Source organism: Halorubrum sp. Atlit-26R, from assembly GCF_003666015.1.
Classification (GTDB): Archaea; Halobacteriota; Halobacteria; order Halobacteriales; family Haloferacaceae; genus Halorubrum.
On the sequence record NZ_QPLT01000012.1, the window covers coordinates 79,362 to 105,547 of the forward strand.

Genomic DNA, 26,186 nt, shown 5'->3' on the forward strand with positions numbered 1-26,186 from the left:
TGTCACTGCGGGGCGTGGTCTCGGGCATGTGTCAGTACTGTAACTGGGCCTTCCACGACGGGTGGGGGGAGCTGCTGAAGTACGACGAGACGTACCAGTCGGCGGTCGGCGCGGAGACGGAGTCGACGCACGGGTTCCACGACGAGTGGGACGACCTCCGGAGCGAACTCGGTATCTAAATCGGGAACACCGCGTCCGGGTCGGCCGTCGGTCCGTCCTCGTCCGCCGCGAGCCCGGCCAGCTCCTCGCGAATCCCCGCCTCGTCGAGGTCCTCGCCGATGAACACCAGCCGCGTCCGGCGGTCGTCCTCGGGCCCCCACTCGCCGATCGGTCCGGCCTGGACCGACGGCCCGGCCTGGCTCACCCCGATCACGTCGTCGGTGCCCGCCACCCGGACCACCCCCTTCGCGCGGATTATCGACCCGTCCCAGTCGTCGAGCCACTCGGCGAGCGCGCCCGGGTCGAGCCGGTCGCTCGACCGGTAGACGAACGATCCCACCCCGTGGGCGGCGGCCGCTCCTTCCGGGTGCGCGTGGTCGTGGCCGCCGTCCCCATCGCCGTCGTGGTCGTGGCCGCCGTCCCCATCGCCGTCGTGGTCGTGACCGCCGTCCCCGTCGTGGCCGCCGCCCTCCTCGTCGGCGATGGCGCGCTTCCAGCCCGCCGACCCCTTCGCCGCCGCGAAGTCGAACCGGCCGGTGTCGAGCACCTCGTCGGGATCGACCGCGGAGTGGGTGGTCCGGATCCGCTTCGCCCTCGGCCCCAACCGCTCCGCGACCGACTCGATACGGTCGAGCACGTCGTCGGGCACCATGTCGGTCTTGTTCACGAGGAGGACGTCGCAGAACTCGATCCCCTCGACGAGCACGTCCGCGAGCGGGCGGTCCGTCTCCGGCTCGGCCCCGCCCGGCAGGCTCTCGCCCGCGTCGAACTCCTTCCAGAAGCCGTAGGCGTCGAGGACGGTCACCATCGTGTCCAGTCGGAACCGCTCCCGGGGGTCGACGTCGCTGTCGTCGGTGCCCTCAGTGAACGCCCGCGCGATCGGTACCGGCTCCGAGATGCCCGACGACTCCACGAGGAGGTAGTCGAACTCCCGGGAGTCCGCCAGCGCCGCCGCCTCCGAGAGCAGGTCGTCCTGGAGCCGACAGCAGATACAGCCGTTCGAGAGGTCGATCACCCCCTCCTCGTCGTTCTCGCGCGCGATCTTCTCGGCGTCGACGTTCACCTCGCCCATGTCGTTCAAGATGACGGCGATCCGCCGGTCGCCCGGGTTCGCGAGCAGGTGGTTCACGAGCGTCGTCTTCCCGGCGCCGAGGTAGCCGCTGAGGACGGTGACCGGGATGCGGCCGTCTGTCATGTGTGCTATCTGTAACCACGACTGTATGAAACGATCGATCGGGACGGTCGAGACGAACGTTCATCCGTTCCACCCCCGTACCGCGAGGCGATGGACCTGAGCGAGTCGACGATCCGGGACCGCGCCCGGGCGTACGCCGAGGCGGAACCGCTGTACGACGTGGAGCGCCAGCACGTCGAGACGGTCCCGAAGACGTTCGCGGGCGACGAGTACGGGCGCCGGGACGCCCAGTGGATCGTCCGGTGGTACTTCCGACGGTACCTCGGCGAGTACCCCGACCGGGAGCGCCGTGAGCGCGAGGCGGCGTTCCGCGACAACGAGTTCGGCGACGTGATCGACGCCCTCGACGACGCCGTCGACGCGGTGGGCGTAAAAGACGACGACTCAGCGAACGTCGCCGGCGCCCTCGACGCGCTCACCGCGCTCGACGGGGTCGACGTCGCGGTCGCGTCCGGATTCCTTCAGTTCCTCGCCCCGTCGCGGTTCGTCGCGATCGACCGCCGGACCTGGGCGGTGCTGGCCGCGGCCGGCGAACTCGACCACCCGTACCCCGACCCGCCGACGGCCGCCGACTACCGGCGGTTCGACGAGGCCTGCCGGGCCGTGATGGATCGGACCGACGTCGACGCGTGGACGCTGTACCGGGCGCTGTGGCGGTCGTTTTCGGAGCTTCCGGGGGAGGACTCGTAGGGGATCTACTCGACGACCTCGACGACCGGATCGTCCGCGATCAGGCGTGTGAGAATGACGCGCGGCACGTTCGCGCGGAAGAGGATCTCACCGGCGACCGCCCGGGCGGCGGCGGCGTCCGCCTCGTCGTCGACCTTGTTCACGACCGGGATCGCGGTCGCGTCGCCGGGGACGCCCTTCAGCCCGCCCGCGGGGCTCGCGAGGACCGTCGCGACGTCCACGGGCCGGATTTCGTCCCCGATATCTCGACCGGTGATCGCGGCGACCTCCTCCGGCCGGTGGACGAGCTCCTCGGTGAGGGGTTCGCCGACGACGTGCGCGCTCGCGATCGGGACGACGACGTCCGCGTTCGCCGGGATCTGGGGTTCGTGGTCACCGGGCGCCTTGAACTCCCGCAGGCGCGCCCCGTCCGCCTTCACGAGCGTCGCGCCGGGCGCGGCGTCGGCGATCTCGGCGACGGTGTCGACGTCGTACCCGAGGTACCGGTCCGACCGCTCGCGTTCGGGGACCAGCCCGAGCGGCCAGTCGCCCTCGGCCGCCTCGTCGAGCGCGGCCACCGGGTCCCGGGTCACGCGCACCGCGGCGACCCGGTCATCGAAGATCGGTATCCGCACGCTCGCTGTCACGACCGACCGGTCGAGCCGGTCGGCGAGCGCGAACAGCGTCGACTTCTTGCCGCCCGCGCCGACGACGCAGACCGTCGCGTCGCGGGCGTCGAGCGCGGTCGTGAGGTCCATGTCTGAGCGTTTGCCCGCGGGCGGCCTCACTCTAACGGTCGGGTCCACCGGCGGCGGGAGCACCGCGCGGGCGTCGACCTCCGCGGCGAACAGATTGATACGTCCTCGCCGCGCAGGGCATCCAAATGAGTCGGCGCCGCACCCACGTCCTCCGCGTCGACCTCTCGACGGGCGAGACCGCCCGCGAGCGCGTCCCCCGCGACTGGCGACGCGACTACGTCGGCGGGAAGGGGCTCGGGGCGCGCTACCTCTACGAGGAGCTGTCGCCGGGAACGGACCCGACGGGGCCCGAGAACCTCCTCGCGCTCCTCGTCGGGCCGCTCGCGGGCTACCTCCCCGGCGAGACGCGCTACGCCGCGGTGACGAAGTCCCCGCTCACCGGCGGCTTCCTCGACTCGTACGCCGGCGGCGACTTCGCCGACCGGCTCGTGGGGTCGCTCGGCGACTGCCTCGGCCTTCTCGTGACGGGCGCCGCCGAGCGCCCGGTCCGGATCGAGATCGAGGGGGGCCGCGCCCGGATCGAGGCGAGCGACGCGTGGGGCGCCGACGCCGCCGAGACGGCCGCGCGGTTCCCGGACGCCGGCGTCGCCTGCGTCGGCCCGGCGGGCGAGCGCGAGGCGGCGTACGCGACGGTCGCGAGCGACGGCGGCGACCACCACGCCGGCCGCGGCGGCGCCGGCGCGGTGATGGGCGCGAAACGACTGAAGGCGGTCGTCGCGCGCGACCCGCCGCCGACGGTCCCGGACGATCTCGCCGCGCTCCGCGACCGCGACGCGGCGGCCTACGGCCGAGACCCGACCGGCGAGTGGCAGGCCGCGGGCGAGACGGTCGAGACGGTCGACTACGCGAACGAGGTCGGAATCCTCGCGTCGGAGGGGTGGACGGGGACGGGCTTCGACGGCGCCGACGACATCGGCGTCGAGGCCGCGCTGGAGCGCGCGACGGGGCGGGAGGGGGTCGGCGAGGCCGACGAAGGGGACGACTCGACCGTCCCCGGCGGCTTCCGGATCGACACGTCGGACGGGGAGGTGGTCCCCCGCGGTGCGGCGCCGATCACGCTCGGCGCCGGGCTCGGGGTAGACGACTTCGACCGCGTCGTCGAGCTCTGCGGCGTCTGCGACCGGCTCGGCCTCGACGTGATCGGCGCGGGCAACGCGGTCGCGTGGGCGATCCGCGCGGGGGAGGCCGGAGTCGTCGACTGTCCGGTCTCGTTCGGGGACGCCGACGGCGCCGAGCGCCTCGTAGAAGCGATCGCGGCCCGCGAGGCGCCGCCGGACCTCGACGTCGACCCCGACCTGCCGGACGCGCTCGCCGACGGGGTCGACGCCGCGGCGGCGCGGTTCGGCGGCGCGGAGCTCGTGCCCACGGTGAAGTCGATGGCGCTGCCCGGCTTCGACCCGCGCGCGGCGGTCGGCGTCGCGCTCGCGTACGCGACGAGCGACCGCGGCGCGTGCCACCGCCGCGCGCGACCGCAGGACACCGAGCCCCTCGCTCGGCCGGACCGGTCCCCGGCCGACCGGGTACGCGACGTGGTCGGTGAGCAGAACGCGCGGTCCGTGCTGTGGAGCCTCGTCGTCGACGACTTCGTCGGCGAGGCGGTCTGGGCCGACCTCGGCGCGGAGTGGCTCGCGGCGGTCGATCACCCCGCGGTCGACGTCGCCGACCGCGGCGACGACTCCGTCGGGTCGGACGACTCGGTCGCCGCGCTCGCGACCACCGGCGAGCGGATCTGGACGCTCACCCGGCTGTTCAACGCCCGCGAGGGGTTCGACCGCGCGCACGACGCGCTCCCCGAGCCGCTCCGCACCCCCGCGGCGGACGGGACGCCGGGGGTCGACGTGGACGCGTTCGACCGCCTGCTGGACCGCTACTACGCGGCGCGGGGGTGGGGCGACCGCGGCCTCCCGACGCCGGCGACGCTCGACCGGCTCGGCCTCGCGGACGTCGTCGACGACGCCACACCGATCGACGAGCGGCCGATCGACCCGAGGACGGCCGACTCGGACGACTGAGCGGGACAGAGGAGATCCGGCCTCGCCGTCGCCGCCTCAGCGGCGCAGTCCGCCCTCCGACTTGATCCGCATGATGTGCCGGACGTTGAGGTAAATCTCCTCCGGCGACGTCTCCTCGTCCGGGTCGTACAGGTCCGAGACCCGGTAGAGGACCGCCGAGAGCTGCTTGCTCTCTGAGCTGTTCCCCCGAACGTCCTCGGCCACGTCCCGGAGGAACTCGCGGACCTCGTCGTCCGCGGCGAACGCCTCCTCGGCCGCGTCGGTCGCCGACTCGGGCACGACCGGATCGACGCCGGCGGCGGCGAGGGGGTCCTCGCGGTCGTCGCTCGCGGCGCCTCCCGCGTCGCCACTTCCCTCGGCCCCTCGGTCCTCGTCCCCCCCGGTCATCGCCCCTCGCTCACCCCCCGGCGGCGGACGACGCCGGCGTTGTTCGCGACGTTCTCGACGAGCACCTTGAACGCGTCCGCGGTCTCGCCGTCCTCCAAAACGACGGGCTCACCGTCGTCGCCGCCGGTGCGAACGTCGGGGTCGAGCGGGATCCCCCCGAGGAACGGCAGGTCGTGGTCCGCGGCGAGCGCCTTCCCGCCCCCGGAGCCGAATATCTCGTGGAAGCCGCCGCAGTCGGGACAGCGGAACCCGGCCATGTTCTCGGCGATGCCGAGGACGTTCGTGTCGTGTTTGCCGAACATCCGGAGCCCCTTCACCGCGTCGTCGAGCGCCACCTCCTGCGGCGTCGTGACGATGACGGCGCCCGTCAGCGGGAGCGTCTGGAGGATGGTGAGTTGGGTGTCGCCGGTTCCCGGCGGGAGGTCCATCACGAGGTAGTCGAGCTCGCCCCACTCCACGTCCTCGACGAGCTGGGTGATGATCTTGTGGACCATCGGGCCGCGCCAGATGACGGGGTCGTCCTCGCCGGTGAGGAAGTCCATGCTCATCAGTTTCACCCCGAACCGCTCGGGAGGAACGATCGTCTCGCCGTCGGTCTCGGGCCGCTCCTCGGCCGACACCATCCGCGGCACGTTCGGCCCGTACACGTCGGCGTCGAAGAGGCCGACGCGCGCACCGAGCTGGGAGAGCCCGGCGGCGACGTTGACGGCCATCGTCGACTTCCCGACGCCGCCCTTGCCGGAGGCGACCGCGATCACGTTCTGGACGCCGGGGAGGACCTGCTCGTCCGCCGAGAGATCGTCCGGAATCGACGCCGACAGCTCCACGTCGAGGCCGGTGTCCGCGAGCGTCTCGCGCACGTCGTCCGCGATGGCCGACTCGTTCGGCGAGAAAGGAGCGCCGAGCGCGAGCGACACGCGAACGATTCCGGCGGCCTCGTCGACCTCGACGTCGTTCACTAAGCCGAGCGAGACGATGTCGCCGCCGAGGTCGGGGTCGCGCACGTCCGCGAGCCGCTCCCGCACGTCCGATTCGTTCATGTCCGAGGGGAGGGCCGTGGGTCGAATAAGGGTTCTGTACGGGCCCGAACGCGCGTCGTTACCCCCCGCCAGCTCGGGCTCTCGCGCTCAGTCGATCCGGGTCCCGGCGCCCTCCCCGCGCAGGAACGGCGCCAGCCCCTCGGCGCCGAACACGTACGCCGGGGCGTCGAGCGCGAGCAGCTCCCGCACCTTCGCGGCCATGCCGCCGGAGACGTCCGTCGCGTCGCTCGCGCCGAGCGCGTCCGCAACCGCCTCGAACGCGTCGATCTCGGCGATCACGTCGCCGTCGCCGTCGAGGACGCCGGGGACCGTCGAGCAGACGCCGACGCGGCGCGCGCCGAGTCCCGCCGCGAGTTCGACGACCAGCTCGTCGCCCGAGACGACCGTGACGCCGCTCCCGGCGGTCGCCACGCCGTCGCCGTGGAGCACCGGGACGAACTCCTCCCCGAGCAGCGTCGCCGTCGACCCGAGCGGGAGGTCGAGCCCGCCGTCCGCCCCCTCCGCCCGCGCCGCGAGCGACAGCGGGTGGACGGGGACCGCGGGCACGCCGCGCTCGCGGAGCCGCTCTAACACGTGCGCGTTCAGCCGCTTCATCGCGCCGTGGACCGCGGCCACTGCGTTCGCGTCGCGCGTCCCGTCGGTCGTCGAGACCCCGTGTTCGCTGGCGTGGTGGTGCCCGAAGCTCCCGCCGCCGTGGACGACGACGAGCCGGTCGACGTCGCCCGCCGCGAGCGCCTCGGCGACCGCGTCGCAGGCGGCGTCGAGCGCGTCGTCGTCGAGCGTCTCGGGGCTGTCCTTCTCGGTGATCAGGCTCCCGCCGAGCTTGAGGACGACGGGGGGTGCGGCGTCGTCAGCGGCGTCGGCGTCGGGGGCGGCCTCGTCGCCGTCCGTACCGGCGTCCGCCGCGCCGGGGCCCGTCACGGCTCCACCACCCGGACGCCCTCGGTCGCCAGCTCGGCGCGGAACGCCTCCTCGCAGCCCTGCGTGAACGAGAGGGCCGTCTCCGTCGCGTCGCTCTCGTCGAGGGCGACGATACAGCCGCCGCCGCCCGCGCCGGTGAGCTTGGCGCCGTGTGCGCCCGCGTCCCGCGCGGCCCAGACCATCGCGTCGAGCGACCGGGCTGAGACCCCCAGCGCCGCGAGCAACCCGTGGTTGAAGTCCATCAGCTCGCCTAACTCCGCGAGCAGCTCCGGCTCCGGGTCGCTCTCGGGGTCGGCGTCCGCGAGCAGCCCCTCGCCCGTCCGGACGAGGTCGCCGACGGACTCGACGGTGTCCGCCGCGAACTCGTGTTCCTCGCGCAGCGCGCGGACGCCGGCGACCAATTCGCCGGTGTCGCCCGCGCCGCCGTCGAAGCCGACGACGAACGGGAGGTTCGGCGCGTCGATCGGCTCGCAGTCGTCGCCCTCGACGCGGACCGCGCCGCCCATCGTCGAGCAGAAGGTGTCGGCGCGGGAGGCCTGCCCGTCCTGTACTTCGAACTCGGCCCGGTACGCCCGGTCGGCGAGTTCGCGGCGGTCGAGCGGCTCGCCGAGCGCGCGCGTCGCGGCGTCGATGCCGGCGACGACCACCGCCGCGGACGACCCGAGCCCCGCGCCCAGCGGGATGTCGCTCTCCACGGTGATGTCGAAGCCGGCGTCGGGGGCGTCGGCCGCGTCCCGCGCCTGCTCGACGGCGGCGTCGACGTACCCCATCGCGGCCTCGACGAGCGGGGTCGGCACGTCGACGTCGGGGCGGTCGCCGGTGCTTCCGGCGTACTCCACCGTGAACCCGTCCAGGGAGAGGTCCTCGGCCTCGACGCGAACGTGGTCATCCTCGCGCGGCTCGGCGGTCACCGCCGCGCGTCGCTCGATGGCTGCGGGCACGGCCGGCTCGCCGTAGACGACGGCGTGTTCGCCGAAGAGGTACACCTTCCCCGGCGCCTCGCAAACGGTCATACGAGTCACCTCTCTCCGCGCGCTTACAGGCGTTGCGCTTGCCGGGTCCGGACGCGACCCGACGGCTACTCGTTCGTCCGGCTCGGCTCGCGGTCGCGTATCGTCTCGCGGCACCGGACCGCTCGGCGCAGCCCGATCTCCGCCACGTCTCCACCACACTCCGCTGTTCGCCGCAGCCCGCGCGCGGCGCGACGGAGCTCGACCGCGCCCTCGGCCGCGCCGTCCAGCTGCCGGTCGAGCGCGTCGAGCTCGTCGCGGGTCCGGCGCAGCTCGCCGACCGCGCTCCGAGCGACGTCGGCGCCCTCGTCGCCGAGGGCGACGCTCACCCCGTCGGAGACGACCTCCCGGACCGCACGGCCGACATCGCGGCACGTCGCCAGTCGCGCGGCCGACGGCGGGCGGTCGAGGGCCGCCGCGGCGTCCCCGATGTCCGCCGCCGCGTCGCGGAAGCGGCACAGCTCCCGCATCGCAGTCCACGACTCGAACAGCTCCGGGCGGGTCGTGCCGAGCGCGTCGACCTCGTCCAGGTCCGTCATGCCGCGGGAGACGGACCGGTCGATCATCGAGGCGAGGCGGTCGACCTGCCCGTCGCGCGAGCCGATCGGCGACGCGTCCGGCGGCGCCGCCAGGGCCTCCACCGCGTCGCGGTGTATCGAGCGCACGGTGAACGCCAGCTGTCGGAGCGACTGGCTCACCGACACCTCCGTCGAGTCCAGCATGATCTGGGCCGTCGTTGCGGTCTCCGACTCCGCGGCCACCGACATCCCGACCCGGTTGCGGGCGACCCGCTCGACGACGCGCCGCTGGTCAGGGGTGAGCGGCTCGTCCCGTTCGAGCGTGACCTCGCGCGCGCCGGCGGCGTAGGCCGCCCACAACGCCCGCTCGATCACCTCCGGGTCGGCCGACTCGATCCGTGCGACCGGAGGGTCCACGCCGTCGCCGTTCCCGGTCTGGACCGCCAGCACGCCGTCGATGTGGTCGTGGAGCGTCACGGTGTCGCCGGACGAGACGCCCTGCGACTCCGCCCACTCCTTCGGGAGCGAGACGGTGTACGTTCCGTTGCCGACGGTCTGTACTTTTCGTGACTCCATTTCAGTAGAGCAGCTCCGGGTCGTTCTCGACCATGTAGAGGGTCCGCGCCGCGATGTTCACGGCGTGATCCGCGACCCGTTCGAGGTCTCGGATCGTCAACAGAACCCGCGATACGTCGTCCAACACCCGCTCGGCCTCCCAACCGTCCCCGTCGCTCCCGGCGATCAGGTCGCGGGTAACGCTCTCGCTCGCCCGCTGACACAGCGCGTCGACCTCGTCGTCGTCGGCCGCGACCGCCCGGCACGCGGCCGCGTCCTCGGCCTGGTACGCGGCGAGGCTTCGTTCGAGGAGCACGCGCGCCGCCTCGCCGATGTCGGCGAGCCGCACCTCCGGGGAGAGCGTCCGCGTCGCCGTCCGGAGGTAGTTCGCGAGGTTGACCGCGAGGTCGCCGATCCGTTCGAGGTCCGTGATGATTTTGAACGAGGCGGTGACGAACCGGAGGTCGCCCGCGACCGGCTGCTGGAGCGCGAACAGGTCCACGCAGCGGTCCTCCAAGCGCAGGTACGTCTCGTTCACCGCGGCGTCGCGGTCGACGACCGACTGGGCGAGCGACTCGTCGCGGCGCTCGACGGCGTCGAGGCTCCGTTCGACCTGAGCGATCACCCGGTCGCCCATCGCGAGTACGTCGGACCGGAGCTCGTCGAGCGAGTCCTGATACTGTTCCCGGGGCATGGGGTCACCCGAACTTGCCGGTGATGTAGTCCTCGACGCGCTCGCTGTGGGGGTTTTCGAACACCTGATCGGTGTCGCCGTACTCGACGAGCTCGCCGCCCGTGAGGAACACCGCCGTCTGGTCCGAGATGCGCGCGGCCTGTTGCATGTTGTGCGTGACGATAACGACCGTGTACTCCTCGGAGAGGTCGTCGATCAGGTCCTCGATCTTCGCGGTGGCGATGGGGTCGAGCGCGGAGGCCGGCTCGTCCATCAGGATGACCTCGGGATCGACGGAGAGGCAGCGCGCGATACAGAGGCGCTGCTGTTGCCCGCCCGAGAGTCCGAGCGCGTTGTCGTCGAGCCGGTCGCTCACCTCGTCCCACAGCGCCGCGTCGCGGAGGCAGCGCTCGACGAGATCGTCGCGCTCGTCGGCGTCGCTCCGGTTCAGTAGTCGGGCGAGGAGCCCGGTGTCGAGGTCGCCGTGCTTCTTCGGGCCGTAGGCGATGTTCTCGCGGATCGTCTTCGGGAACGGGTTCGGCGACTGGAACACCATCCCGACCCGCTTCCGGAGCTCCACGAGGTTGACGCCGTCCTGGTAGATCTCTCGGCCGTCGAGCTTCACCGAGCCGTCGATCCGGGCGGAGCTGACCCGGTCGTTCATCCGGTTGAGACACCGGAGGTACGTCGACTTCCCGCAGCCGGAGGGGCCGATGAGCGCGGTGACGCTCTCCTCGGGGATCTCCATCGAGACGCCCTTCAGGGCGTGGTCGTCGCCGTAGTGGACGTCGAGGTCCTCGACGGCCATCTTCGCCTCGCCCCGGAACTCGTAGTCCGTCCACTCGTCGCGGGTCTGCTCGACGGTCTCGCCCGTCGTCGTGGTCGGTGAGGGATCGGCGTCTGTCTGTGCGGTCTGCGTCTGTGGGGTAGTGGTGGTGTTCTCGCTCATCGGATTCAGGTGTGCTTGAGCCGCCGCCGGAAGTAGTAGCGCGTCGCGATGCCGATCGCGTAGAAGGAGAGGACGACGACGAGCAGCACGAGCGCCGTCGCCCAGCGGAACTCGTCCGCGTTGCCGACGTTGCTGCTCGCGCCGACGCCGGCCGTGATCAGCGCGTACAGCTGGTACGGGAGCGCCGAGGTGGCCTGGAGGAGCTCCGGGTTCGCGACGAACGGCGGCGCCGACGTGAACTGAAAACCGCCGATGACGTCGGCCGTCTGGGAGCCCGGGACGAACGTCCCGCCGGCCATCGTCAGCAGGATCGGCGCCGTCTCGCCGGCGATCCGACCGACGCCGAGGATGACGCCGGTGACGACGCCCGGCAGCGCCGCCGGGAGGACGACGCTCCGGATCGTCTGCCACTTCGAGACGCCGAGGGCGGCGCTCGCGTCGCGGTACTCGTCGGGAACGGAGAGCATCGCCTCGCGGGACGTGATCACCACGAGCGGCAGCAGCATGAAGCCGAGCGTGATCATTCCGGAGAGCAGCGACTTCCCGTTGCCGAACCGCGGGATGAGGAAGGCGAACCCGAACAGCCCGAACACGATGCTCGGGGTGCTCCACAGCCCGTTCGTCGCGACCTCGACGACCTGCGTGAACCGCCCGCGGTCGGCGTACTCGGTGAGGAACAGCGCCGCGCCGACGCCCAGCGGGACCGCCAGCACGACCGCGCCGACGACGAGCCAAACCGTGCCGACGATCGCCGGCAGCACGCCTTGGAAGTCGTTGAACAGGGCGACGCCGTTCATGAGGAACGGAACCGAGACCGGGAGCGCGACCGACACGCCGAAGACCGACGTCGTCGGTCCGGTCCCGAATCCGAACTCGGTGCCGTTCAGCAGGCCGGGGATCCCCTGAACGACCACGAAGGCGACGAGGATGAACAGGAAGGCGACGATGGAGAGCGCGTTCACGTAGACGAGCACGTACGCGCCCATGTGTCGCCCGCGGGCACCGAAGCCGCCGTACGCCTTCGCCGAGGCCCAGCCGCCGTACAGCGCGCTGAACAGCGTCGAAACGGGGATGAGGAACTCCGCGGTGACCGCGGCCTGCTGGGCCCAGCCGAGCTCCCACACCCACGTCGGGCCGATGACGCCGGTGAGGAAGACGAGCCCCGTCACCCCGAGGAGGGCGCCGAGCGGGACGGTCGATCCGAGGTCCTCGCGCGGGAGGACGCTGGCCGCGAACGCGACGGCGCCGGTAGCGACCCCGGCGACGGCGCCGACTCCCACGCCGAGGCCGAGCGTCTGGCTCGCGACGCTGCCCCCGATCAGGACCCACGGGACGGCGGCGCCGAAGCCAGCGATGAGCCCGGCGCTCGGGTCCGGATTCGTCTCGACGTAGCCGAACCGCGACCCGACGCCGAAGGCGATCACCGCGACGCCGAGCGCGGTCAGGAGGCCGCCGAGCAGCGTCACGGTCGGGACGCCGAACAGCGAGCCGGTGAGGCTGACGCGCTCGAACAGCGCAGCGACGGCGAGCGCGAACAGGACCGCCGAGAGGCCGACGGCGACGCCCGCGACGGCGTCCGTCTCCGTGGTCTCCGATTCGACCAGCCGCGTGTCGGTCCGGCCCGCTCCCGCCATCAGATCTCACCCCCGAGCCGCTCGTGCATCCGCCATTCGATGTACTGCGCGCCGATCGAGATGACGAGGACGGTGACGAACAGGATCACGCCCGCGACGAACAGGGCGTCCATCTGGAGCCCGTCCGCCTCGCCGTAGTTCCGCGCGATGATCGACGTCAGCGTCTCCTGTCCGTAGAAGACGTTGACGAGCGGCTCCGTCAGCCGCGGCACGCCGCGGAGCATCACCGTGGCGGCCATCGTCTCGCCGATGGCGCGACCGACGCCGAGCAGAACCGCCGCGGAGACGCCGGAGAACGCGGCCGGCAGCGTGATCGAGGTCATCGTCTGCCAGTCCGTCGTCCCCATCGCCAACGAGCCGCTCTTCATCGACTCCGGGACGCTGCTCAGGGCGTCTTCGGCCACGGAGACGACGGTCGGGAGCGCCATCAGCCCGACGACGATGCCGACGAACAGGTACGACCCCTGCCCGGTCGTCTGGAACTGGTCGGAGGCCCACGGGCCGAGCACGGTGAACCCGATGAACCCGTAGACGATCGAGGGGATCCCGGCGAGGATCTCGACGCCGGGTTTGACGACCTCGCGGACGGTCGCGGGGGCGATCTCCGAGAGGAAGAGCGCCGCGGAGACGCCGAGCGGCGCGGCGACGGCCGACGCGATGAGCGTGACCATCACCGTCCCGTGGATCATCGGCACCATCGAGTACCGGATCGGCGGCGAGACGGCGTCCCACTCAGGCTGGATGAACATCCGGATCCCAGGGACCGTGATCCCGAACACCGTCGCGCTCTCGTACCGGATCACCGGGATCGACTCCCGGAAGATGAACACGACGATCAGCCCGAGGATGAGGATCGTCGACACCGTCATCATCAGCGCGATGACGTACGCCGTCTCCTCCTGATAGCGGACCCAGCCGACCGCCGAGGACCCGAGGAAGGCGGCGAAGGGGACGATAGTCCAGTCCGAGACGGCGAGGAACCCGACGAGCGCGCCGAAAAGCGACAGCGCCATCACCGCGATGATCGCCAGCGCGGCCGGCTCGGTCTCGTCGACGAACCGCCTGGTCCGCCGGACCTGCTCGCCGACCGCGTTCCGGATCCGTCCGCTCCGGGAGTCTGTTACCTGTGCCATGGATTTGGTATGAGTGGCATTTGTGTTCCGTGTGTCGTAGAAACGCTCTCTCCTCGAAACCGGGTTCCGAACGCCTTAGCGGCGCAGACGTCGGAGGGAAAGCGACCCCCGGCGCGACGGTTCCGTCGCGGCGTGTAACGGGGACCGATCCGGTTCGGACTACGGCGCCAGCAGGTCCTCGGTGGCGACCGACGACACCTGCTCTTTCATCGATTCGAGGTCGCTCGTCGGCAGCGGAATGTAGTTGTTCCCCTCGACGAAGACGCTCTGACCGAACTCGTTGAGGAACATGTTGACGAACGCCGCCTCGCGCCGGTCGTAGCCGCCGCCGTCGGGATTGTTCTCCTCGATGAGGGTGTACATGTGGAGGTCGCGGTTGAGCGGGTACTCGCTGTCGAAGATCGTGTTCTCCGCGTCGCGGCTGGTCTCGTACAGCGTCCCGTCGAAGTCGATGGAGATCGGAGTGACCGTCTCGCTGGTGAACGCGAGCGCCATGTACGCGATCGAGCCTTCGTTCTGGGAGACGGCCTGCGCGACCTGCTGGTTCTGCCCGAAGCGGGTGTCGACGCCGGGCATCGCGGCGTCGGCGCCGCCGAGCATGTTCAGGCGGAACGAGGTGTCGGTGCCGGACCCTTCGGCGCGACCGATGGCGTAGATCTCCTGGTCGTAGTCGATGCCGTCGATCTGGTTCCAGTTGGTGATCTCGTCCTGGTAGATCCCGCGGACGTCCTCGCCCGTCAGCTGGCTGACGCCGGCGTCCGCGACGTCGGAGCTGACGACGACCGGCTGTCCGTCGCGGCCGACGACGTTGTCGACGACCCTGTTCTGGGCCTCCTCCTCGCTCCAGCCGAGCTCGGCGGTGATCGGGCCGGAGGAGTTCCCGATGTCGACGAGCCCCTCGGTGACGGCCTCGCAGCCGGTCCCCGAGTGGCTCAGGCCGACCGTCGTCGGGAACGGCGGCGAGGAGCGCTGGTCGGTCGGCTCGAAGCCGAACTTCGAGGCGAAGTAGTCGGCGATGAGCATGTCGCCCGCGCCGTCGTCGGCGAGCTGATCCCAGCCGGGGACGGAGGTCTTGTCGTTCGCGCCCCAGTACTCGCCGTCGCTCGGCGGCGCGTTGGAGTTCCAGTACGAGCTCCCCGTGTTCGAGATGGGGTACACCGTCGAGGAGCCCTCGGCGTTGAGCAGCGCCGTGCTCTGCCCGCCGTCGCCACCGTCACCGCCGGATCCGCCGGATCCGCCGTCGCCGCCGTCGCCACCGTCGCCGCCGGATCCGCTGTCGCCGCCGTCGCCGCCGTCGCTGCTTCCGCTACAGCCCGCCAACCCGGCGGTTCCGAGCGCTCCGGACGTGATGAGAACTTTCCGCCGCGACACGCCGCCGTCGACCCAGTTCCGGTCTGACATCGAATAGAGACACAGCGTGGTCTATTAAACTGGTTTATATTTCTGATATGTCTCTATCCGTGGCCGGCGATAGCGGTCAGTAGTTCCCGTATCTCTAATAGCGAGATAAATAGAATACATAGCACAGTATAGCACTTTAATGGCCTCTATCGCAGAAAAAAGCGGTCTGACCGAAGGTATAACACCGCGGCGTCGAATACGACTGGACATGGCCCGACCCGCGACGGAAGACGTTTCAGTCGACGTAGTTGTCGACGAGGTCGCCGACCGAGCGGACGCGGATCCGGAGTCGATCCGCCGTCGACTCGATCCCGTCACCGACGATGGAACCGTGACGGCCGCGGCGTTCGAGTCGACCGTCACCGACGTAGCACAGATCCTCGCCACCGCCGAGACGCGGGTCGACCTCGCGACGCGCGCCCACGAGGAGGCGACCGACGCCGCCGCCGAGGCGCCCGACCTCGACGTCGTCGACGTCCGCAGGCGGGCGTTCGAGGCGCGGCTCGGCGACCTCCGAGCGGAGGTCGAAGCGCTCGGCGACGATCTGGGGGCGGCTAGGGCGGACCGAGAGTCGCCGACGGACGTGTACCGCGCCGCGGTCGACCTCCACGAGGTGACGACCGGCGCACAGGAGGTCGTCCGGATCGCCCACGACCTCGAGACGGAACTCGAAGCGTTCGAGGCGTGGCTCTCCTCCGCGAACCGCCGCCACGACGGCCTCGTCGACGAGATCGAGGCCGCCGAGGAGTCCGCTGAGTCCCTCGCGGAGACCGTCGACGCGCTCCGGGTCGCCGAGGAGCCCGACCGGGAACGGCGGTTCGACGCCGCCGTCCAGACGCGCGTCCTCGACCTCGTCGTCGCCGACCTCCGCGCCGAGGCGGACGACCTCCGCGCGTGGGCCGACCGCGACGACCGATCCTTCCCGGATGACGTCGGTGCGCGGCTCGACGAGCTTGAAACCGAGGTGGCCGCACACGGCGCGGCGCTCGCCGACGGCCCAGACTGGGGTGACCTGTTCGGCGAACGGCTCGACGCGCTCGACACGGAGCTCGAGGCGGTCGAGCCGCCCGTGGCGTGGGCGCGCGTGGACGACACCGTCGCGGAGGCTCGGTCGGCGCTGTCCGGGGCGCCCGCCGACGAGACCGCGGATTCGGGGCGCCCGTAGCGTCATCACCGCGAGACCACGAGTGAGAGACGTGTCTCAGCGGGTCCGCGCCGCGGCCGCGGTCGCCCTCCTCATCCTGCTCGCGGGGTGCGGCGGCTTCGTTCCGGGCGGACCGGCGCCGTCCGACGCCGCGCCGCCCGACTCTCAGCCGCCCGAGCATCGCTCGAACGCGACCGCCGACGCCGGCGGGCGTCTCGGCGATGTCTCGTTTCCGGACGGGTTCTCCCGGACGGGGATCGACATCGCGACGGCGCGCGAGCGGTCCGTGGCCTTCCTCCGAACGGAGCCGGTGACGGGGGTCGCGGTCGAGCGCTTCCGCGCCGGGGCGTACGCCGACTACGAGTACGACGCGACCTCGGAGCGGACCCGGTTCCGACTCGACGTTCACAACGGGTACGTCGACGTCACGCGCAGCGAGGTGTACGTCGACGGCGGCGTCCGGTACAGCCGGAGCGCACGGAACAGGGACATCTCCTTCGATGCGTCCAACGGGTCGGTGGCGGCGACCAGGTACCGCGCGGCCGACTCGATGTGGGCGGTCGCCTCCCGGGTCCTGACGGTCGCGGAGTTCCGCGCGGTCCGGACCGTCGACCAGGACGGCGAACGGCTGATCCGGTACGCCGCGACGGCCGTCGCGGTCCGGAACGCGACCGAGGTAGACGGCTACCTGACCGTCGACCGAGACGGCGTCATCCGGGAGGCCAGGCTCGCGTACGCTCAAGCGGGCGAGTCCAAGCAGTTCGAGTACGTGGTCGCGCCCCGGTCCCCGGGTAGCGAGGTCGCGCCGCCGGCGTGGCTCCCCGCCGCGAGCGCGAACGCCACGGCCGAGGCGGGGACGGCCGGAGGCGGACCTGTCTGTTAAGTTACTACACGGAGTACGTCGCGCCGACACCCTCCACGACTCGCCGTGCGTTCGTCACCGGAGCGTCGGCCGCCCTCCTCGCCGTCAGCGGATGTACGACGCTCGACACCGCCCCGTCCCCCGCCCACTGGGTGGCGGTCTACTTGGGGGACCGCGAGGAGACCCACGACGTGCCCGAGGAGGCGGCGGCCGGCGCAGAAGATGCGACGGCCGTCGACGAGCCGTCGTCGGGCGACTGAACGCGGGTAGAGGCGGACGACCGGGACCCGGAACCGACCCGTCCTCCCAAAGCTTATCAATCCGCTCCGAATTCTCACTCCCGTTATGTCAACCACCGCAACCGAGACCGGCGGCGGGCGCGTCGAGGGCGACACGACGCTGGCAGCCTTGGCGCACGCGTCGGCGCTCTTCGCGTCGTTCCTCGGCCCGATCCTGTTCCTGATCCTCGCGGACGACGACGACGAACTCGTCAAGCGGAACGCGAAGAACTCGCTGAACTTCCAGATAGTGATCTTCGCCGCGCTCATGCTCGCCGCCGTCCTGAGCTTCGTGTTCATCGGGCTCCTGCTGTTCCCGATCATCGGGATCGTCGACCTCGTCTTGGTCCTCGTGGCCACGGTGAAGGCCAACGACGGACAGGTGTACTCGTACCCGTTCACGCCGGACATCGTCTGAGCGCACCGCCCTCCGAATCGCGGTACCGACGGCTCGTCGGTGAGAGAGGCGAAACGAAAGTGAACTCGGAAAACGACCGCGTTAGAGTTCGTCCTCGAAGTCCTCGAGGGCGAACACGGTGTCGGCGCCGCGGCGGTCGAGCGTCTCGTTGGCGAGGAGCCAGTAGACGACCGACAGCGCGCGGCGACCCTTGTTGTTCGTCGGGATGACGAGGTCGACGTTCGACAGCTGGTTGTTGGAGTCGCACATCGCGATCACGGGGATGCCGACGGTGATGGCCTCCTTGACGGCCTGCGCGTCGCCGATCGGGTCGGTCACCACGACGACGTCCGGCTCGATGTAGCCGGCGTAGTCGGGGTTCGTCAGCGTGCCCGGGATGAAGCGCCCGGTGCGGGCGCGGGCGCCGATGGCGTCCGCGAACTTCTCGGCCGGGAACCGGCCGTACTGCCGCGAGGACGTGACCAGGATCTGCTCGGGGTCGTAGTTCTCGAGGAAGTCCGCGGCCGTTCGGATCCGCTGGTCGGTGAGGCTCACGTCGAGGACGTACAGCCCGTCGTCGCGGACGCGGTGGATGAACCGCTCCATGTCGGCCGTCTTCTGCTGGGTCCCGATGTGGACCCCGGCGGAGAGGTAGTCCTCGACGGGGATCAGCAGGTCGACGTCGTCGTCGGGCATGACGTCGTCGTCGAACGGGGAGGCCGCTTCCTCCTCGTCGGCGTCGTCGTCGACACCCTCGTCGACGTCGGCCGCGGGCTCGCTCGTCTCGGCCGTCGCCTCGTCGGACTCGGCGGCGGCGGTCGGTTCCTCGGTCGTGTCGGCCTCCTCCTCGACCGCCGCGTCGACCGCCTCGGTCTCCGCGTCGTCGTCGAGTTCGACCGCGTCGTTGTCTTCGCTCATGCGTGGTGTGGGCCCGTCATACCGCGTCGTCCGCGATGCGGACCAGTTCGTTCAGCTTGGCGGTGCGCTCGCCGCCGACCGTGCCGGTCTTGATGTAGCCGGCGTCGGTCGCCACGGCGAGGTGTGCGATGGTGGTGTCCTCGGTCTCGCCCGAACGGTGGGAGATGACCGTCTCGTACCCGTTGCGGGCGGCGAGCTCGACCGCGTCGAACGCGTCCGACAGCGTCCCGATCTGGTTCGGCTTGATCAGGATGCTGTTGGCCGCGCCCGCGTCGATCCCGTCCTGGAGCCGCTCGACGTTGGTGACGAACAGGTCGTCGCCGCAGATCAGCGTCCGGTCGCCGACCCGGTCGGTCAGCTCCGCGAACGCCTCGTAGTCGTTCTCGTCGAGCGGGTCCTCGACGTACGCGAGGTCGTACTCGTCGACGAGGCCGGCGACGTACTCGATCTGCTCGTCGGCCGACTTCGTCTCGTCGCCGTAGACGTACGCCTCGGCGTCGTCGTCGTACAGTTCGGCGGCGGCCATGTCGAGCCCGAAGCGGATCTCGAACCCGACTTCTGCCTCGACGCGGTCGACCGCCTCGTCGACGACCTCGAACGCGTCCGCGTCCGAGATCGGGGGCGCCCACGCGCCCTCGTCGCCCTTCGCCGCGGGCACGCCGCGCTCGTCGAGCACGTCCGCGACCGCCGCGTGGACCGCGGCGTTCGCGAAGACGGCCTCCGAGACGCTGGGCGCCCCGACGGGGGCCGCGAGGAACTCCTGGATGTGGGTCGCCTCCTTGGCGTGCTCCCCGCCGCCGACGACGTTGCCGAGCGGGATCGGGAAGTTCTCGCCGCGGAACGCGCCGCCGAGGTGCTGGTACAGCGGCGCGCCCAGCACGTCGGCGGCCGCCTTCGCCGCCGCCATCGAGACCGCGACCGCGCTGTTGGCGCCGATGGCGGAGAAGTCGTCCGTCCCGTCGGCGGCGCGCAGCGCGTTGTCGACCGCGCGCTGGTCGCCCGCGTAGACGCCTTCGAGGCGCGGCACCGCGTGTTCGCGGGCTTTCGCGATCGACTCGCTCGCGGGCAGTTCGATCGCCTCGTACTCGCCCGTCGAGGCCCCGCTGGGGGCCGCCCCGCGGCCGAAGCCGCCGGACTCGGTGAGCACGTCGGCCTCGACCGTCGGATTCCCGCGCGAGTCGAGGACGCGACGCAGCGAGACGCTGGTGATCCGCGTCATCAGCTCTCCCTCCGGACCGTGAACGGGAGCGCGCCCGCGTCGTACTCCTCCGCGGCGACGAGGATCGGCTCCGTCTGGTCCGTGTCGATCAGCACGGGCGCCCCGTAGGACACCTGCAGCGCTCGCGCGCCGAGGATGCGTGCCTTCTCGTACCGATTGTATCGCTGTTCTGACATGGTTACTGGTACGGCGAGACGACGTCGACGAGGTCGCGGTGGCTCACCAGCATGCGCCGGCAGCAGTGCCGGTCGACCCCGAGGTCGTCGAGCACCTCGCCGGGGTCCTCGTCGCCCTCGCGAGCCCGCTCTTTGAACTCTTCCCAGTGTTCACCCACGACGTTGCCGCACGTGAAACACCGGACGGGGATCATCATGACTGGATCACCTCAGCGGTAGGACTTCTGGTAGCGAGCGCGCGCGCCGGGTCCGCCCCACTTCTTGGGTTCGGACTGGCGCACGTCGTTGACCAGCAGGGTGCGGTCGAAGTTCATGTACGCGTCGCGCAGCTCGGCGTCGCCGAGGTGCTGGACCAGGCCGCGGGCGATGGCGGTCCGCGTCGCGTCCGCCTGCCCGCTGAAGCCGCCGCCCTCGACGTCGATGTCGATGTCGACGCCGTCGCGGAGCTCCTCGCCCGCGATGCGGAACGGCTCCAGCATCTTGAGCCGCGCCTGCTCCGGTTCGACCAGCTCGACTGGCTGGGAGTTGATGCGCACGCGGCCCTCGCCCTCGCGCACGGTGGCGCGGGCGACGGCCGTCTTCTTCTTGCCTGAGGTGTTCGTTACCATGTGACGTTGGCTCCCAGAGACTCGGAGATCTCCCCGAGCGTGGTGAATTTGATGTTCGAGAGGCGGTCGAGCGAGGTGCCGTCGAGGACGACGCTGTCGACGTCCTCGTCGCGCTCGTAGGGGTTCCCGACGTACACGCGCACGTTCGAGAACGCCTCGCGGCCGTCCTCCGACTTGTACGGCAGCATGCCGCGGATGGCGCGCTTGAAGATCCGGTCCGGACGCTTGGGGTAGTAGGGCCCGCTGTCCGAGCCGAGCTCCGCGCGCTTGTGGTACGTCTCCATCGTCGCCTCCTCGTTGCCGGTGATGACGGCGCGCTCGGCGTTGACGACGGCGACGGTCTCCCCGGCGAGGACGCGCTGCGCGACCTCGGAGGAGACGCGACCGAGGATGCAGTCGCGGGCGTCGACGACGACGTCCGCGTCTATCTTCGCGAGACTCATCGGATCACCCGCACGTTGCTTCCTTCGGGGTTCTGTTCGACGTACTGTTCCAGCGTCACCGCTTCGCCGGCCTGGTCGATCTTCGTCCGGGCGGTCCCGGAGAAGTCGACGGCGGCGACGGTGACGTTCGTTTCGAGCACACCGCTGCCCAGCACCTTGCCGGGGACGACGACCGTCTCGTCTTCCTGAGCGTACCGCTCGATTCGGCCCAGGTTGACCTCAGCGTGCGTGCGCCGTGGCTTCTCTAATCGGTCGGCGACGTCCTGCCACACGTTGGCACCGGAGTCGCGCGAGACCGACTTCAGATCGGCGATGAGGTTCTGTAGTTTCGGATTCGTCTTGCTACTCATAGCTGTCCCTCCTGAGTGGAGAGTTCGTGGAAAACGGAGTGCAGGGAGCAGGATTTGAACCTGCGGACCTCTACAGGACAGCGCCCTGAACGCTGCGCCGTTGGCCTGACTTGGCTATCCCTGCGTGCACTCCACCGTATTCCGGCTCCCTTCAAACCACTTTCGGTCCCGGCGTCCCCGCGGTCGGTCGCGGGCGCTCCGGCGGTCGGAGCGGCGCCGCGGCTGCGGGCGGGGGCGACGGTCAGGGGGATGGTTCGAAGGGCCGTCATTTCCTTAGACTGCGACTTTCGTCTGTAGTTCGTCCGCGCGCTCCTCGATGGTGTCGATGGCGCGGAGCAGCAGTTCCTCGACGTCGAACGAGCCGTCCGTCTCGATGTGGAAGACGAAGGCTCCGGGGACGTCCTCGACCGCGACCTCCTTCCCGGGGAACCGTTCCGAGAGGTCGTTGTCGAACTCGTCCGTGAGCTCGACGTCGCCCTCCGGCGTCTCGATGACGCCGCGGAGGATGTTCGGCTCGTCGTCGTCGAACTCGCCGCGGTCGCCCTCGACCGAGACGCGCTGGAGGTGGCGGTAGCCGACGGAGACGCCGCCCTGGTGTTTGGCGTGCTCCTTGCCGGTGTCGAGGACCGCGTCGGCCTCGAACTCCAACCGCTGACCCTCCTTCAGCTCGATGATCGGGACGTTCTCGTCGGCGACCTCGACGAGCGGATCGCTGCTCTCGATGTCGCCGGAGTACGCCGTCGCCGGGCCTTCGACGTCGAGCGCGAGGGTGACCTCGTCGCCGAGTTCGAAGTCGTCGAGCGGCGTCGTCAGGGGCACGAGCCCCAGACGTAGGCCGATCATCTCGTCGAACATGACCGAGGAGTTCTCGACGAACCGGACGGTGTCGATCGAGAACGTCGGGACGTCGGCGATCATCGCGCGGCGGATGCCGTTGGCGAACGCCGGCGTGAGCCCGCGGATCAGCACCCGCGCGCTGCGATCGTCCCGTTCGACGTACTGGACGTCGAATTCGTCTTCGGTCATGTCAGACTCGCTTGTTCTTCGGCGCCTTCGTCCCGTCGTGCGGGATCGGCGTGACGTCCTCGATGCGCCCGATCTCGACGCCCGCACGCGAGAGCGCGCGGATCGTCGCCTGCGCACCGGGACCGGTGGACTTGTTGAGGTTGCCGCCGGGGCCGCGCACGCGAACGTGCACGCCCTCTAAGCCGGCGTCCTTGACGCGCTCGGCGACGACCTCCGCCATCTGCATGGCGGCGTACGGCGACGCCTCGTCGCGGTTCTGCTTCACCACGGTGCCGCCGGACGACTTGGCGATCGTCTCGGCGCCCGTCTCGTCGGTGACCGTGATGAGCGTGTTGTTGAACGACGCGTACACGTGGGCGATGCCCCACTTTCCTCCGTCTTCGGATTCACTCATGGATGGTTACTCCTGTGACTCCGCGCGCTCGGGGTGGAGATCGTCCGCGAGCGGGCTCGTCTCGTCGAAGGCGATGGCGCCCTCGTCGTCGACGTCCACCTTCACCGACGGGCGCGTGACGCGGGCGCCGTTGACGGTGATGTGGCCGTGGACGATGAACTGGCGGGCCTGCTGGGTCGAGGAGGCGAAGCCCTGTCGGTAGACGACCGTCTGGAGGCGACGCTCCAGCAGGTCGGTCACGTCGAGCGACAGGACCGTCGAGATGTCGTCGTTGTCGCCGAGGATGCCGATGCGGCGGAGTCGGGTAACGAACTCCGCGCCGGCGTCCTGAGCGGCCTCGACGTCGCCCTGCGCCTCGCCGAGCAGGCGTCGGGCCTCCCGACGCATGTTACGCAGCTCGGACTGGGCGCGCCAGAACTCCTCTTTGTTCTTCAGGCCGTACCGCGAGAGGAGGTCGGACTCCTCGGCGATGCGCTCGCCCTGGTACGGGTGGTTCGGCGTCTCGTAGCCCTTGGTGTTCTTTCCGGTGCTCATTCCTCGTCACCGCCTTCTTCGTCCGCCATCTCCTCGCGGATCTCCTCGACGTTGACCCCGATGGTCCCCTCCGAGCGACCCGTGGACTTGGTGCGCTGGCCGCGGACCTTCTGCCCGCGCTTGTGGCGCACGCCCTTGTACGATTCGATGATCTTCATGCGGTTGATGTCGTGACGGCGCTTCTCGTCGACGTCCGTGCCGACGAGGTGCGTCGTCTCCCCGCTGAAGAAGTCGTTCTGTCGGTTCGTCATCCACGACGGGACGTGGTCTTCGAGGTTCTCGGCGATGTCGACCACCGCGTCGATGTCATCCTCGTCGAGGAGCCCGAACGTGGCGTTTCTGTCCACGTCGGCCTTCTCGGCGACCAGCCGCGCCGTGCGCGTGCCGATGCCGTCGAGTTCGGACAGGCTTCGCTCGACCGTCTTCGTCCCGTCGAGGTCCGCGCCCCCGATCCGAACGAAGTACTGGAGGTCTTCCTCCTCCTCCGGCGAGTCGTCCTGTGATTCTTCCGTGCTCATGTGTTGGTTGTGGTGAGCCCTACCGGCGCGAATCCGGCGGTACTCGTCCGTTCGAGCGTTGCGGCGGGGATTCGAACCCCGGAGGCAGTGACGCCACAGAGTTAGCAACCCTGCGCCTTGGGCCAGGCTTGGCTACCGCAACCCGCGTTGTATCATCGCCCTCTCGGACTCGGGGCCCGACGCCCCTGCAGTTCGTGCGTTCGTATGCTCCCGCTTTCGGTACTTAAACATCACGAAACGGCCGGGTCGCTGTGGAGGTCTCGCACGGTCGTCGCGTCGGGAGTATTTTTCAACATCAGTTCTAGATTCGAACTCTCGACTACATTGAACGCTTAGTACCTCGACTATACTGACCGCCTGAGAATTCTAATAGAGTATATATTTCAGATATCACATGAATGGACGTTCTCCAAGGTTCCAACCATTGTTTATAAATAATAAACCGCAGATTAGTTGTAGAAACCTCCAAAGCCCCAGTCGCGAGGCCGCAGTACGCTCGCTGCGCGCTTCAGTCGCTCACTCCGTTCGCTCCTTCCAGTGCTTACGTCGCCTCCTGCGGCCTCGCGACTGCCCCTTTGAGTCCCGCCCCGCCCCGCACAGCCCCGCACCTCACGCCTCCCCAGCCTCGCCGCTCACGCCCTTCGGGCGTTCGCGGCGTCCCTCGCGCGTGCGACTCGCGGCCTGTCGGCCGCTCGTCGGCACGCGCCACCGCACTGTCACTTATAAATAATCGCTGCCGTCGAGGCGCGCCGTCCGTTTCCGCGAGGCGAACTGTTTCCGTGAGGCGTACTGTTTAGTGGGTCCCGCGGGAGGGTCCGCGTATGCAAGCCGTTCAGTTCGCCGACCACGGCGACCGCGACGTGATCGAGTACGGCAAGTTCCCCGACCCCGAGCCCGACCGCGGCGAGGTGCTCGTCGACGTCAAGGCCGGCGCGCTCAACCACCTCGACATCTGGACGCGACGCGGGATGCCCGGCATCGACCTGGAGATGCCGCACATCCCGGGCAGCGACGCGGCGGGCGTCGTCGAGGCCGTCGGCGAGGGCGTGACGCGGTTCGAGCCGGGCGATCACGTCGCCGTGAGCGCGGGCGTCTCCTGTGGCAACTGCGAGTTCTGTCGCAACGGCGAGGAGTCGCTGTGCGTCTCCTTCCACATCATCGGCGAACACGTCCGCGGCGTCCACGCCGAGAAGGCCGCGGTCCCCGCCGAGAACCTCGTCCCGGTCCCGGACCATGTCGACTGGGAGGTCGCCGGCTCCGCGTCGCTCGTCTTCCAGACCGCGTGGCGCATGCTCCAGACGCGCGCCGACATCGAGGCGGGCGAGAAGGTGCTCGTCCTCGGCGCCTCCGGCGGCGTCGGCCACGCCGCGGTCCAGATCGCCGACCACGCGGGCTGTGAGGTGTTCGCGACCGCCTCCACCGAGGAGAAGCTCTCGCACGCCGAAGAGTGCGGCGCCGACCACGTCATCGACTACGAGGCGAACGACTTCGCCGAGGAGATCGGCGCGCTCACCGGCAAGCGCGGCGTCGACGTCGTCGTCGACCACGTCGGCGAGGCCACCTACCCGAACTCGCTGAAGTCGATGGCGAAGGGCGGCCGGCTCGTCACCTGCGGCGCGACCACGGGGCCGAACCCGGGCGCCGGGCTCAACCGCATCTTCTGGAACCAGCTCTCGGTCATCGGCTCGACGATGGCGACGCCGGGCGAGGTCGACGACGTCCTCGAACTCGTCTGGGACGGTACCTTCGAACCGCGCGTCCGCGAGGTCCTCCCGATGAGCGAGGCCGCGCGCGCACACGAGATGATAGAAAACCGTGAGGGCTTTGGCAAAGTGGTGGTTAAACCCGACAGTGAGCTCTGAGACCGACGCGGCCGCCGACGATGCGTCCGCCCGCGACGCGGACGCGACCGCCGACGGCACCACCGACGGCGGCTACGTCCACGTCCCCGGCACCGACGACGGCGCCGACGCGACCGACAGCGGCGGTGACGGCTCGCGGGACCCGCCTGCCGCCGCCGACGAGCCGGCCGCCGACGGCTTCGGTCGGAAGGGGTGGGCGCTGACGGCGGCGATATTCGTCTGCGCCCTCGTCATCCCGGGGATCATCTACGTCTACCCGTACGCCGCGGGCTGGTTCGGGCTCCCCTTCTTCGCGACGTACCTCGCGCTCCCCCTCGTCCCCGCGCTCCTCCTCGGCCTCGTCGCGGTCTGGTCGATGACGGCCGCGACGGCCGACGACGAGCCCTGACTGGGCGGCGGTGCGGTCTAAGGAGCAGACGCTCGACGCGAGCGAACGACAACCG

At 70.3% G+C, this 26,186-nt stretch carries 31 protein-coding genes and 2 tRNA genes; 8 read left to right on the forward strand and 25 right to left on the reverse strand.

Features of this window, described 5'->3' with window-relative positions; translation table 11 throughout:
• The first annotated feature begins 26 nt into the window (after positions 1-26).
• Entirely contained in the window at positions 27-179 is a 153-nt protein-coding gene (locus tag DVK07_RS23360) for a hypothetical protein (protein WP_166377178.1), read from the forward strand.
• Here DVK07_RS23360 and DVK07_RS13700 read toward each other — a convergent pair.
• Positions 176-1,354 (reverse strand): GTP-binding protein, encoded by a 1,179-nt coding sequence (locus DVK07_RS13700; protein ID WP_121597584.1) that lies wholly within the window; start codon positions 1,352-1,354, stop codon positions 176-178. The genes DVK07_RS23360 and DVK07_RS13700 overlap by 4 nt on opposite strands.
• 90 nt (positions 1,355-1,444) lie before the next feature.
• Here DVK07_RS13700 and DVK07_RS13705 point away from each other — a divergent pair, with 90 nt between their 5' ends.
• On the forward strand, positions 1,445-2,044 hold the full coding sequence (locus DVK07_RS13705; RefSeq protein ID WP_121597585.1) for a hypothetical protein: 600 nt from the start codon (positions 1,445-1,447) through the stop codon (positions 2,042-2,044).
• Positions 2,045-2,049: 5 nt separating this feature from the next.
• Here the strand turns inward: DVK07_RS13705 and yqeC are convergent, their stop codons facing one another.
• Positions 2,050-2,781 carry a selenium cofactor biosynthesis protein YqeC gene (gene yqeC, locus DVK07_RS13710; protein WP_121597586.1) on the reverse strand — a complete coding sequence of 244 codons (732 nt, stop codon included), beginning with the start codon at positions 2,779-2,781 and terminating at the stop codon, positions 2,050-2,052.
• A 125-nt stretch (positions 2,782-2,906) separates the two neighbouring features.
• Here yqeC and DVK07_RS13715 point away from each other — a divergent pair, with 125 nt between their 5' ends.
• A complete protein-coding gene (locus DVK07_RS13715; protein ID WP_121597587.1) occupies positions 2,907-4,793 on the forward strand; it encodes an aldehyde ferredoxin oxidoreductase family protein in 1,887 nt (628 codons plus the stop codon).
• Positions 4,794-4,829: 36 nt separating this feature from the next.
• On the opposite strand, the gene DVK07_RS13720 is transcribed toward DVK07_RS13715, so the two are convergent.
• The 10 genes from DVK07_RS13720 to DVK07_RS13765 all read right to left on the reverse strand — a co-directional run bounded on the left by DVK07_RS13720 (position 4,830) and on the right by DVK07_RS13765 (position 15,014).
• Positions 4,830-5,180, reverse strand: a complete 351-nt coding sequence (locus DVK07_RS13720; protein ID WP_121597588.1) for a hypothetical protein — start codon at positions 5,178-5,180, stop codon at positions 4,830-4,832.
• The gene (locus DVK07_RS13725) at positions 5,177-6,220 is read right to left on the reverse strand and encodes an Mrp/NBP35 family ATP-binding protein (RefSeq protein WP_121597589.1); all 1,044 of its coding nucleotides are present in this window, start codon (positions 6,218-6,220) and stop codon (positions 5,177-5,179) included. Before DVK07_RS13725 ends, DVK07_RS13720 begins: the two co-directional genes overlap by 4 nt.
• Before the next feature lie 87 nt (positions 6,221-6,307).
• Positions 6,308-7,141 carry an isopentenyl phosphate kinase gene (locus tag DVK07_RS13730; RefSeq protein WP_121597590.1) on the reverse strand — a complete coding sequence of 278 codons (834 nt, stop codon included), beginning with the start codon at positions 7,139-7,141 and terminating at the stop codon, positions 6,308-6,310.
• On the reverse strand, positions 7,138-8,154 hold the full coding sequence (mvk, locus tag DVK07_RS13735; RefSeq protein ID WP_121597591.1) for a mevalonate kinase: 1,017 nt from the start codon (positions 8,152-8,154) through the stop codon (positions 7,138-7,140). Before mvk ends, DVK07_RS13730 begins: the two co-directional genes overlap by 4 nt.
• 65 nt (positions 8,155-8,219) lie before the next feature.
• Complete coding sequence (locus DVK07_RS13740) at positions 8,220-9,245, reverse strand: AbrB/MazE/SpoVT family DNA-binding domain-containing protein (protein WP_121597592.1); 1,026 nt, start codon at positions 9,243-9,245, stop codon at positions 8,220-8,222.
• A gap of 1 nt (position 9,246) precedes the next feature.
• Positions 9,247-9,918, reverse strand: a complete 672-nt coding sequence (phoU, locus tag DVK07_RS13745; protein ID WP_121597593.1) for a phosphate signaling complex protein PhoU — start codon at positions 9,916-9,918, stop codon at positions 9,247-9,249.
• A gap of 4 nt (positions 9,919-9,922) precedes the next feature.
• On the reverse strand, positions 9,923-10,846 hold the full coding sequence (gene pstB, locus DVK07_RS13750; RefSeq protein WP_121597594.1) for a phosphate ABC transporter ATP-binding protein PstB: 924 nt from the start codon (positions 10,844-10,846) through the stop codon (positions 9,923-9,925).
• 5 nt (positions 10,847-10,851) lie between these two features.
• Positions 10,852-12,480 carry a phosphate ABC transporter permease PstA gene (gene pstA, locus DVK07_RS13755; RefSeq protein ID WP_121597595.1) on the reverse strand — a complete coding sequence of 543 codons (1,629 nt, stop codon included), beginning with the start codon at positions 12,478-12,480 and terminating at the stop codon, positions 10,852-10,854.
• Complete coding sequence (gene pstC, locus DVK07_RS13760; protein ID WP_121597596.1) at positions 12,480-13,613, reverse strand: phosphate ABC transporter permease subunit PstC; 1,134 nt, start codon at positions 13,611-13,613, stop codon at positions 12,480-12,482. Before pstC ends, pstA begins: the two co-directional genes overlap by 1 nt.
• A gap of 159 nt (positions 13,614-13,772) precedes the next feature.
• Complete coding sequence (locus DVK07_RS13765; protein ID WP_121597597.1) at positions 13,773-15,014, reverse strand: PstS family phosphate ABC transporter substrate-binding protein; 1,242 nt, start codon at positions 15,012-15,014, stop codon at positions 13,773-13,775.
• A gap of 208 nt (positions 15,015-15,222) precedes the next feature.
• Here DVK07_RS13765 and DVK07_RS13770 point away from each other — a divergent pair, with 208 nt between their 5' ends.
• The 3 genes from DVK07_RS13770 (at position 15,223) to DVK07_RS13780 (ending at position 17,716) form a co-directional block, all read left to right on the forward strand.
• Positions 15,223-16,179, forward strand: coding sequence for a halo transducer protein (locus tag DVK07_RS13770; protein ID WP_121597598.1), 957 nt, complete (start codon positions 15,223-15,225; stop codon positions 16,177-16,179).
• Positions 16,180-16,201: 22 nt separating this feature from the next.
• A complete protein-coding gene (locus tag DVK07_RS13775; RefSeq protein WP_233565426.1) occupies positions 16,202-17,041 on the forward strand; it encodes a hypothetical protein in 840 nt (279 codons plus the stop codon).
• A gap of 324 nt (positions 17,042-17,365) precedes the next feature.
• Positions 17,366-17,716: a DUF4870 domain-containing protein gene (locus tag DVK07_RS13780; protein ID WP_121597600.1), complete on the forward strand. Its 351-nt coding sequence runs from the start codon at positions 17,366-17,368 to the stop codon at positions 17,714-17,716.
• An 81-nt stretch (positions 17,717-17,797) separates the two neighbouring features.
• Here the strand turns inward: DVK07_RS13780 and rpsB are convergent, their stop codons facing one another.
• From rpsB to DVK07_RS13845, 13 genes are all read right to left on the reverse strand, one after another.
• Positions 17,798-18,613, reverse strand: a complete 816-nt coding sequence (gene rpsB, locus DVK07_RS13785; RefSeq protein ID WP_121597601.1) for a 30S ribosomal protein S2 — start codon at positions 18,611-18,613, stop codon at positions 17,798-17,800.
• A gap of 16 nt (positions 18,614-18,629) precedes the next feature.
• Positions 18,630-19,832, reverse strand: a complete 1,203-nt coding sequence (gene eno, locus DVK07_RS13790) for a phosphopyruvate hydratase (RefSeq protein ID WP_121597602.1) — start codon at positions 19,830-19,832, stop codon at positions 18,630-18,632.
• Positions 19,832-20,008, reverse strand: coding sequence for a DNA-directed RNA polymerase subunit K (locus DVK07_RS13795; RefSeq protein WP_004595260.1), 177 nt, complete (start codon positions 20,006-20,008; stop codon positions 19,832-19,834). Before DVK07_RS13795 ends, eno begins: the two co-directional genes overlap by 1 nt.
• A 2-nt stretch (positions 20,009-20,010) precedes the next feature.
• Positions 20,011-20,205, reverse strand: a complete 195-nt coding sequence (locus DVK07_RS13800; RefSeq protein WP_006628058.1) for a DNA-directed RNA polymerase subunit N — start codon at positions 20,203-20,205, stop codon at positions 20,011-20,013.
• A 12-nt stretch (positions 20,206-20,217) separates the two neighbouring features.
• A complete protein-coding gene (locus tag DVK07_RS13805; protein ID WP_004595258.1) occupies positions 20,218-20,616 on the reverse strand; it encodes a 30S ribosomal protein S9 in 399 nt (132 codons plus the stop codon).
• Positions 20,610-21,059 (reverse strand): 50S ribosomal protein L13, encoded by a 450-nt coding sequence (locus DVK07_RS13810; protein ID WP_017344393.1) that lies wholly within the window; start codon positions 21,057-21,059, stop codon positions 20,610-20,612. Before DVK07_RS13810 ends, DVK07_RS13805 begins: the two co-directional genes overlap by 7 nt.
• The gene (locus DVK07_RS13815) at positions 21,056-21,409 is read right to left on the reverse strand and encodes a 50S ribosomal protein L18e (RefSeq protein ID WP_004595256.1); all 354 of its coding nucleotides are present in this window, start codon (positions 21,407-21,409) and stop codon (positions 21,056-21,058) included. Before DVK07_RS13815 ends, DVK07_RS13810 begins: the two co-directional genes overlap by 4 nt.
• A gap of 39 nt (positions 21,410-21,448) precedes the next feature.
• Positions 21,449-21,533, reverse strand: a tRNA-Leu gene (locus DVK07_RS13820).
• A 149-nt stretch (positions 21,534-21,682) separates the two neighbouring features.
• Complete coding sequence (locus DVK07_RS13825) at positions 21,683-22,435, reverse strand: DNA-directed RNA polymerase subunit D (RefSeq protein WP_121597603.1); 753 nt, start codon at positions 22,433-22,435, stop codon at positions 21,683-21,685.
• 1 nt (position 22,436) lies between these two features.
• Positions 22,437-22,829 (reverse strand): 30S ribosomal protein S11, encoded by a 393-nt coding sequence (locus tag DVK07_RS13830; protein WP_004595254.1) that lies wholly within the window; start codon positions 22,827-22,829, stop codon positions 22,437-22,439.
• Between the two features lie 6 nt (positions 22,830-22,835).
• Positions 22,836-23,363, reverse strand: coding sequence for a 30S ribosomal protein S4 (locus DVK07_RS13835; protein ID WP_121562527.1), 528 nt, complete (start codon positions 23,361-23,363; stop codon positions 22,836-22,838).
• Positions 23,360-23,881: a 30S ribosomal protein S13 gene (locus tag DVK07_RS13840; RefSeq protein ID WP_121597604.1), complete on the reverse strand. Its 522-nt coding sequence runs from the start codon at positions 23,879-23,881 to the stop codon at positions 23,360-23,362. Before DVK07_RS13840 ends, DVK07_RS13835 begins: the two co-directional genes overlap by 4 nt.
• 56 nt (positions 23,882-23,937) lie before the next feature.
• Positions 23,938-24,023: transfer RNA gene (locus tag DVK07_RS13845), tRNA-Ser, on the reverse strand.
• A 679-nt stretch (positions 24,024-24,702) separates the two neighbouring features.
• Here DVK07_RS13845 and DVK07_RS13850 point away from each other — a divergent pair.
• Positions 24,703-25,743, forward strand: coding sequence for a zinc-binding dehydrogenase (locus DVK07_RS13850; RefSeq protein ID WP_121597605.1), 1,041 nt, complete (start codon positions 24,703-24,705; stop codon positions 25,741-25,743).
• Positions 25,733-26,131 (forward strand): hypothetical protein, encoded by a 399-nt coding sequence (locus tag DVK07_RS13855; protein WP_121597606.1) that lies wholly within the window; start codon positions 25,733-25,735, stop codon positions 26,129-26,131. Before DVK07_RS13850 ends, DVK07_RS13855 begins: the two co-directional genes overlap by 11 nt.
• Positions 26,132-26,186 lie beyond the last annotated feature (55 nt).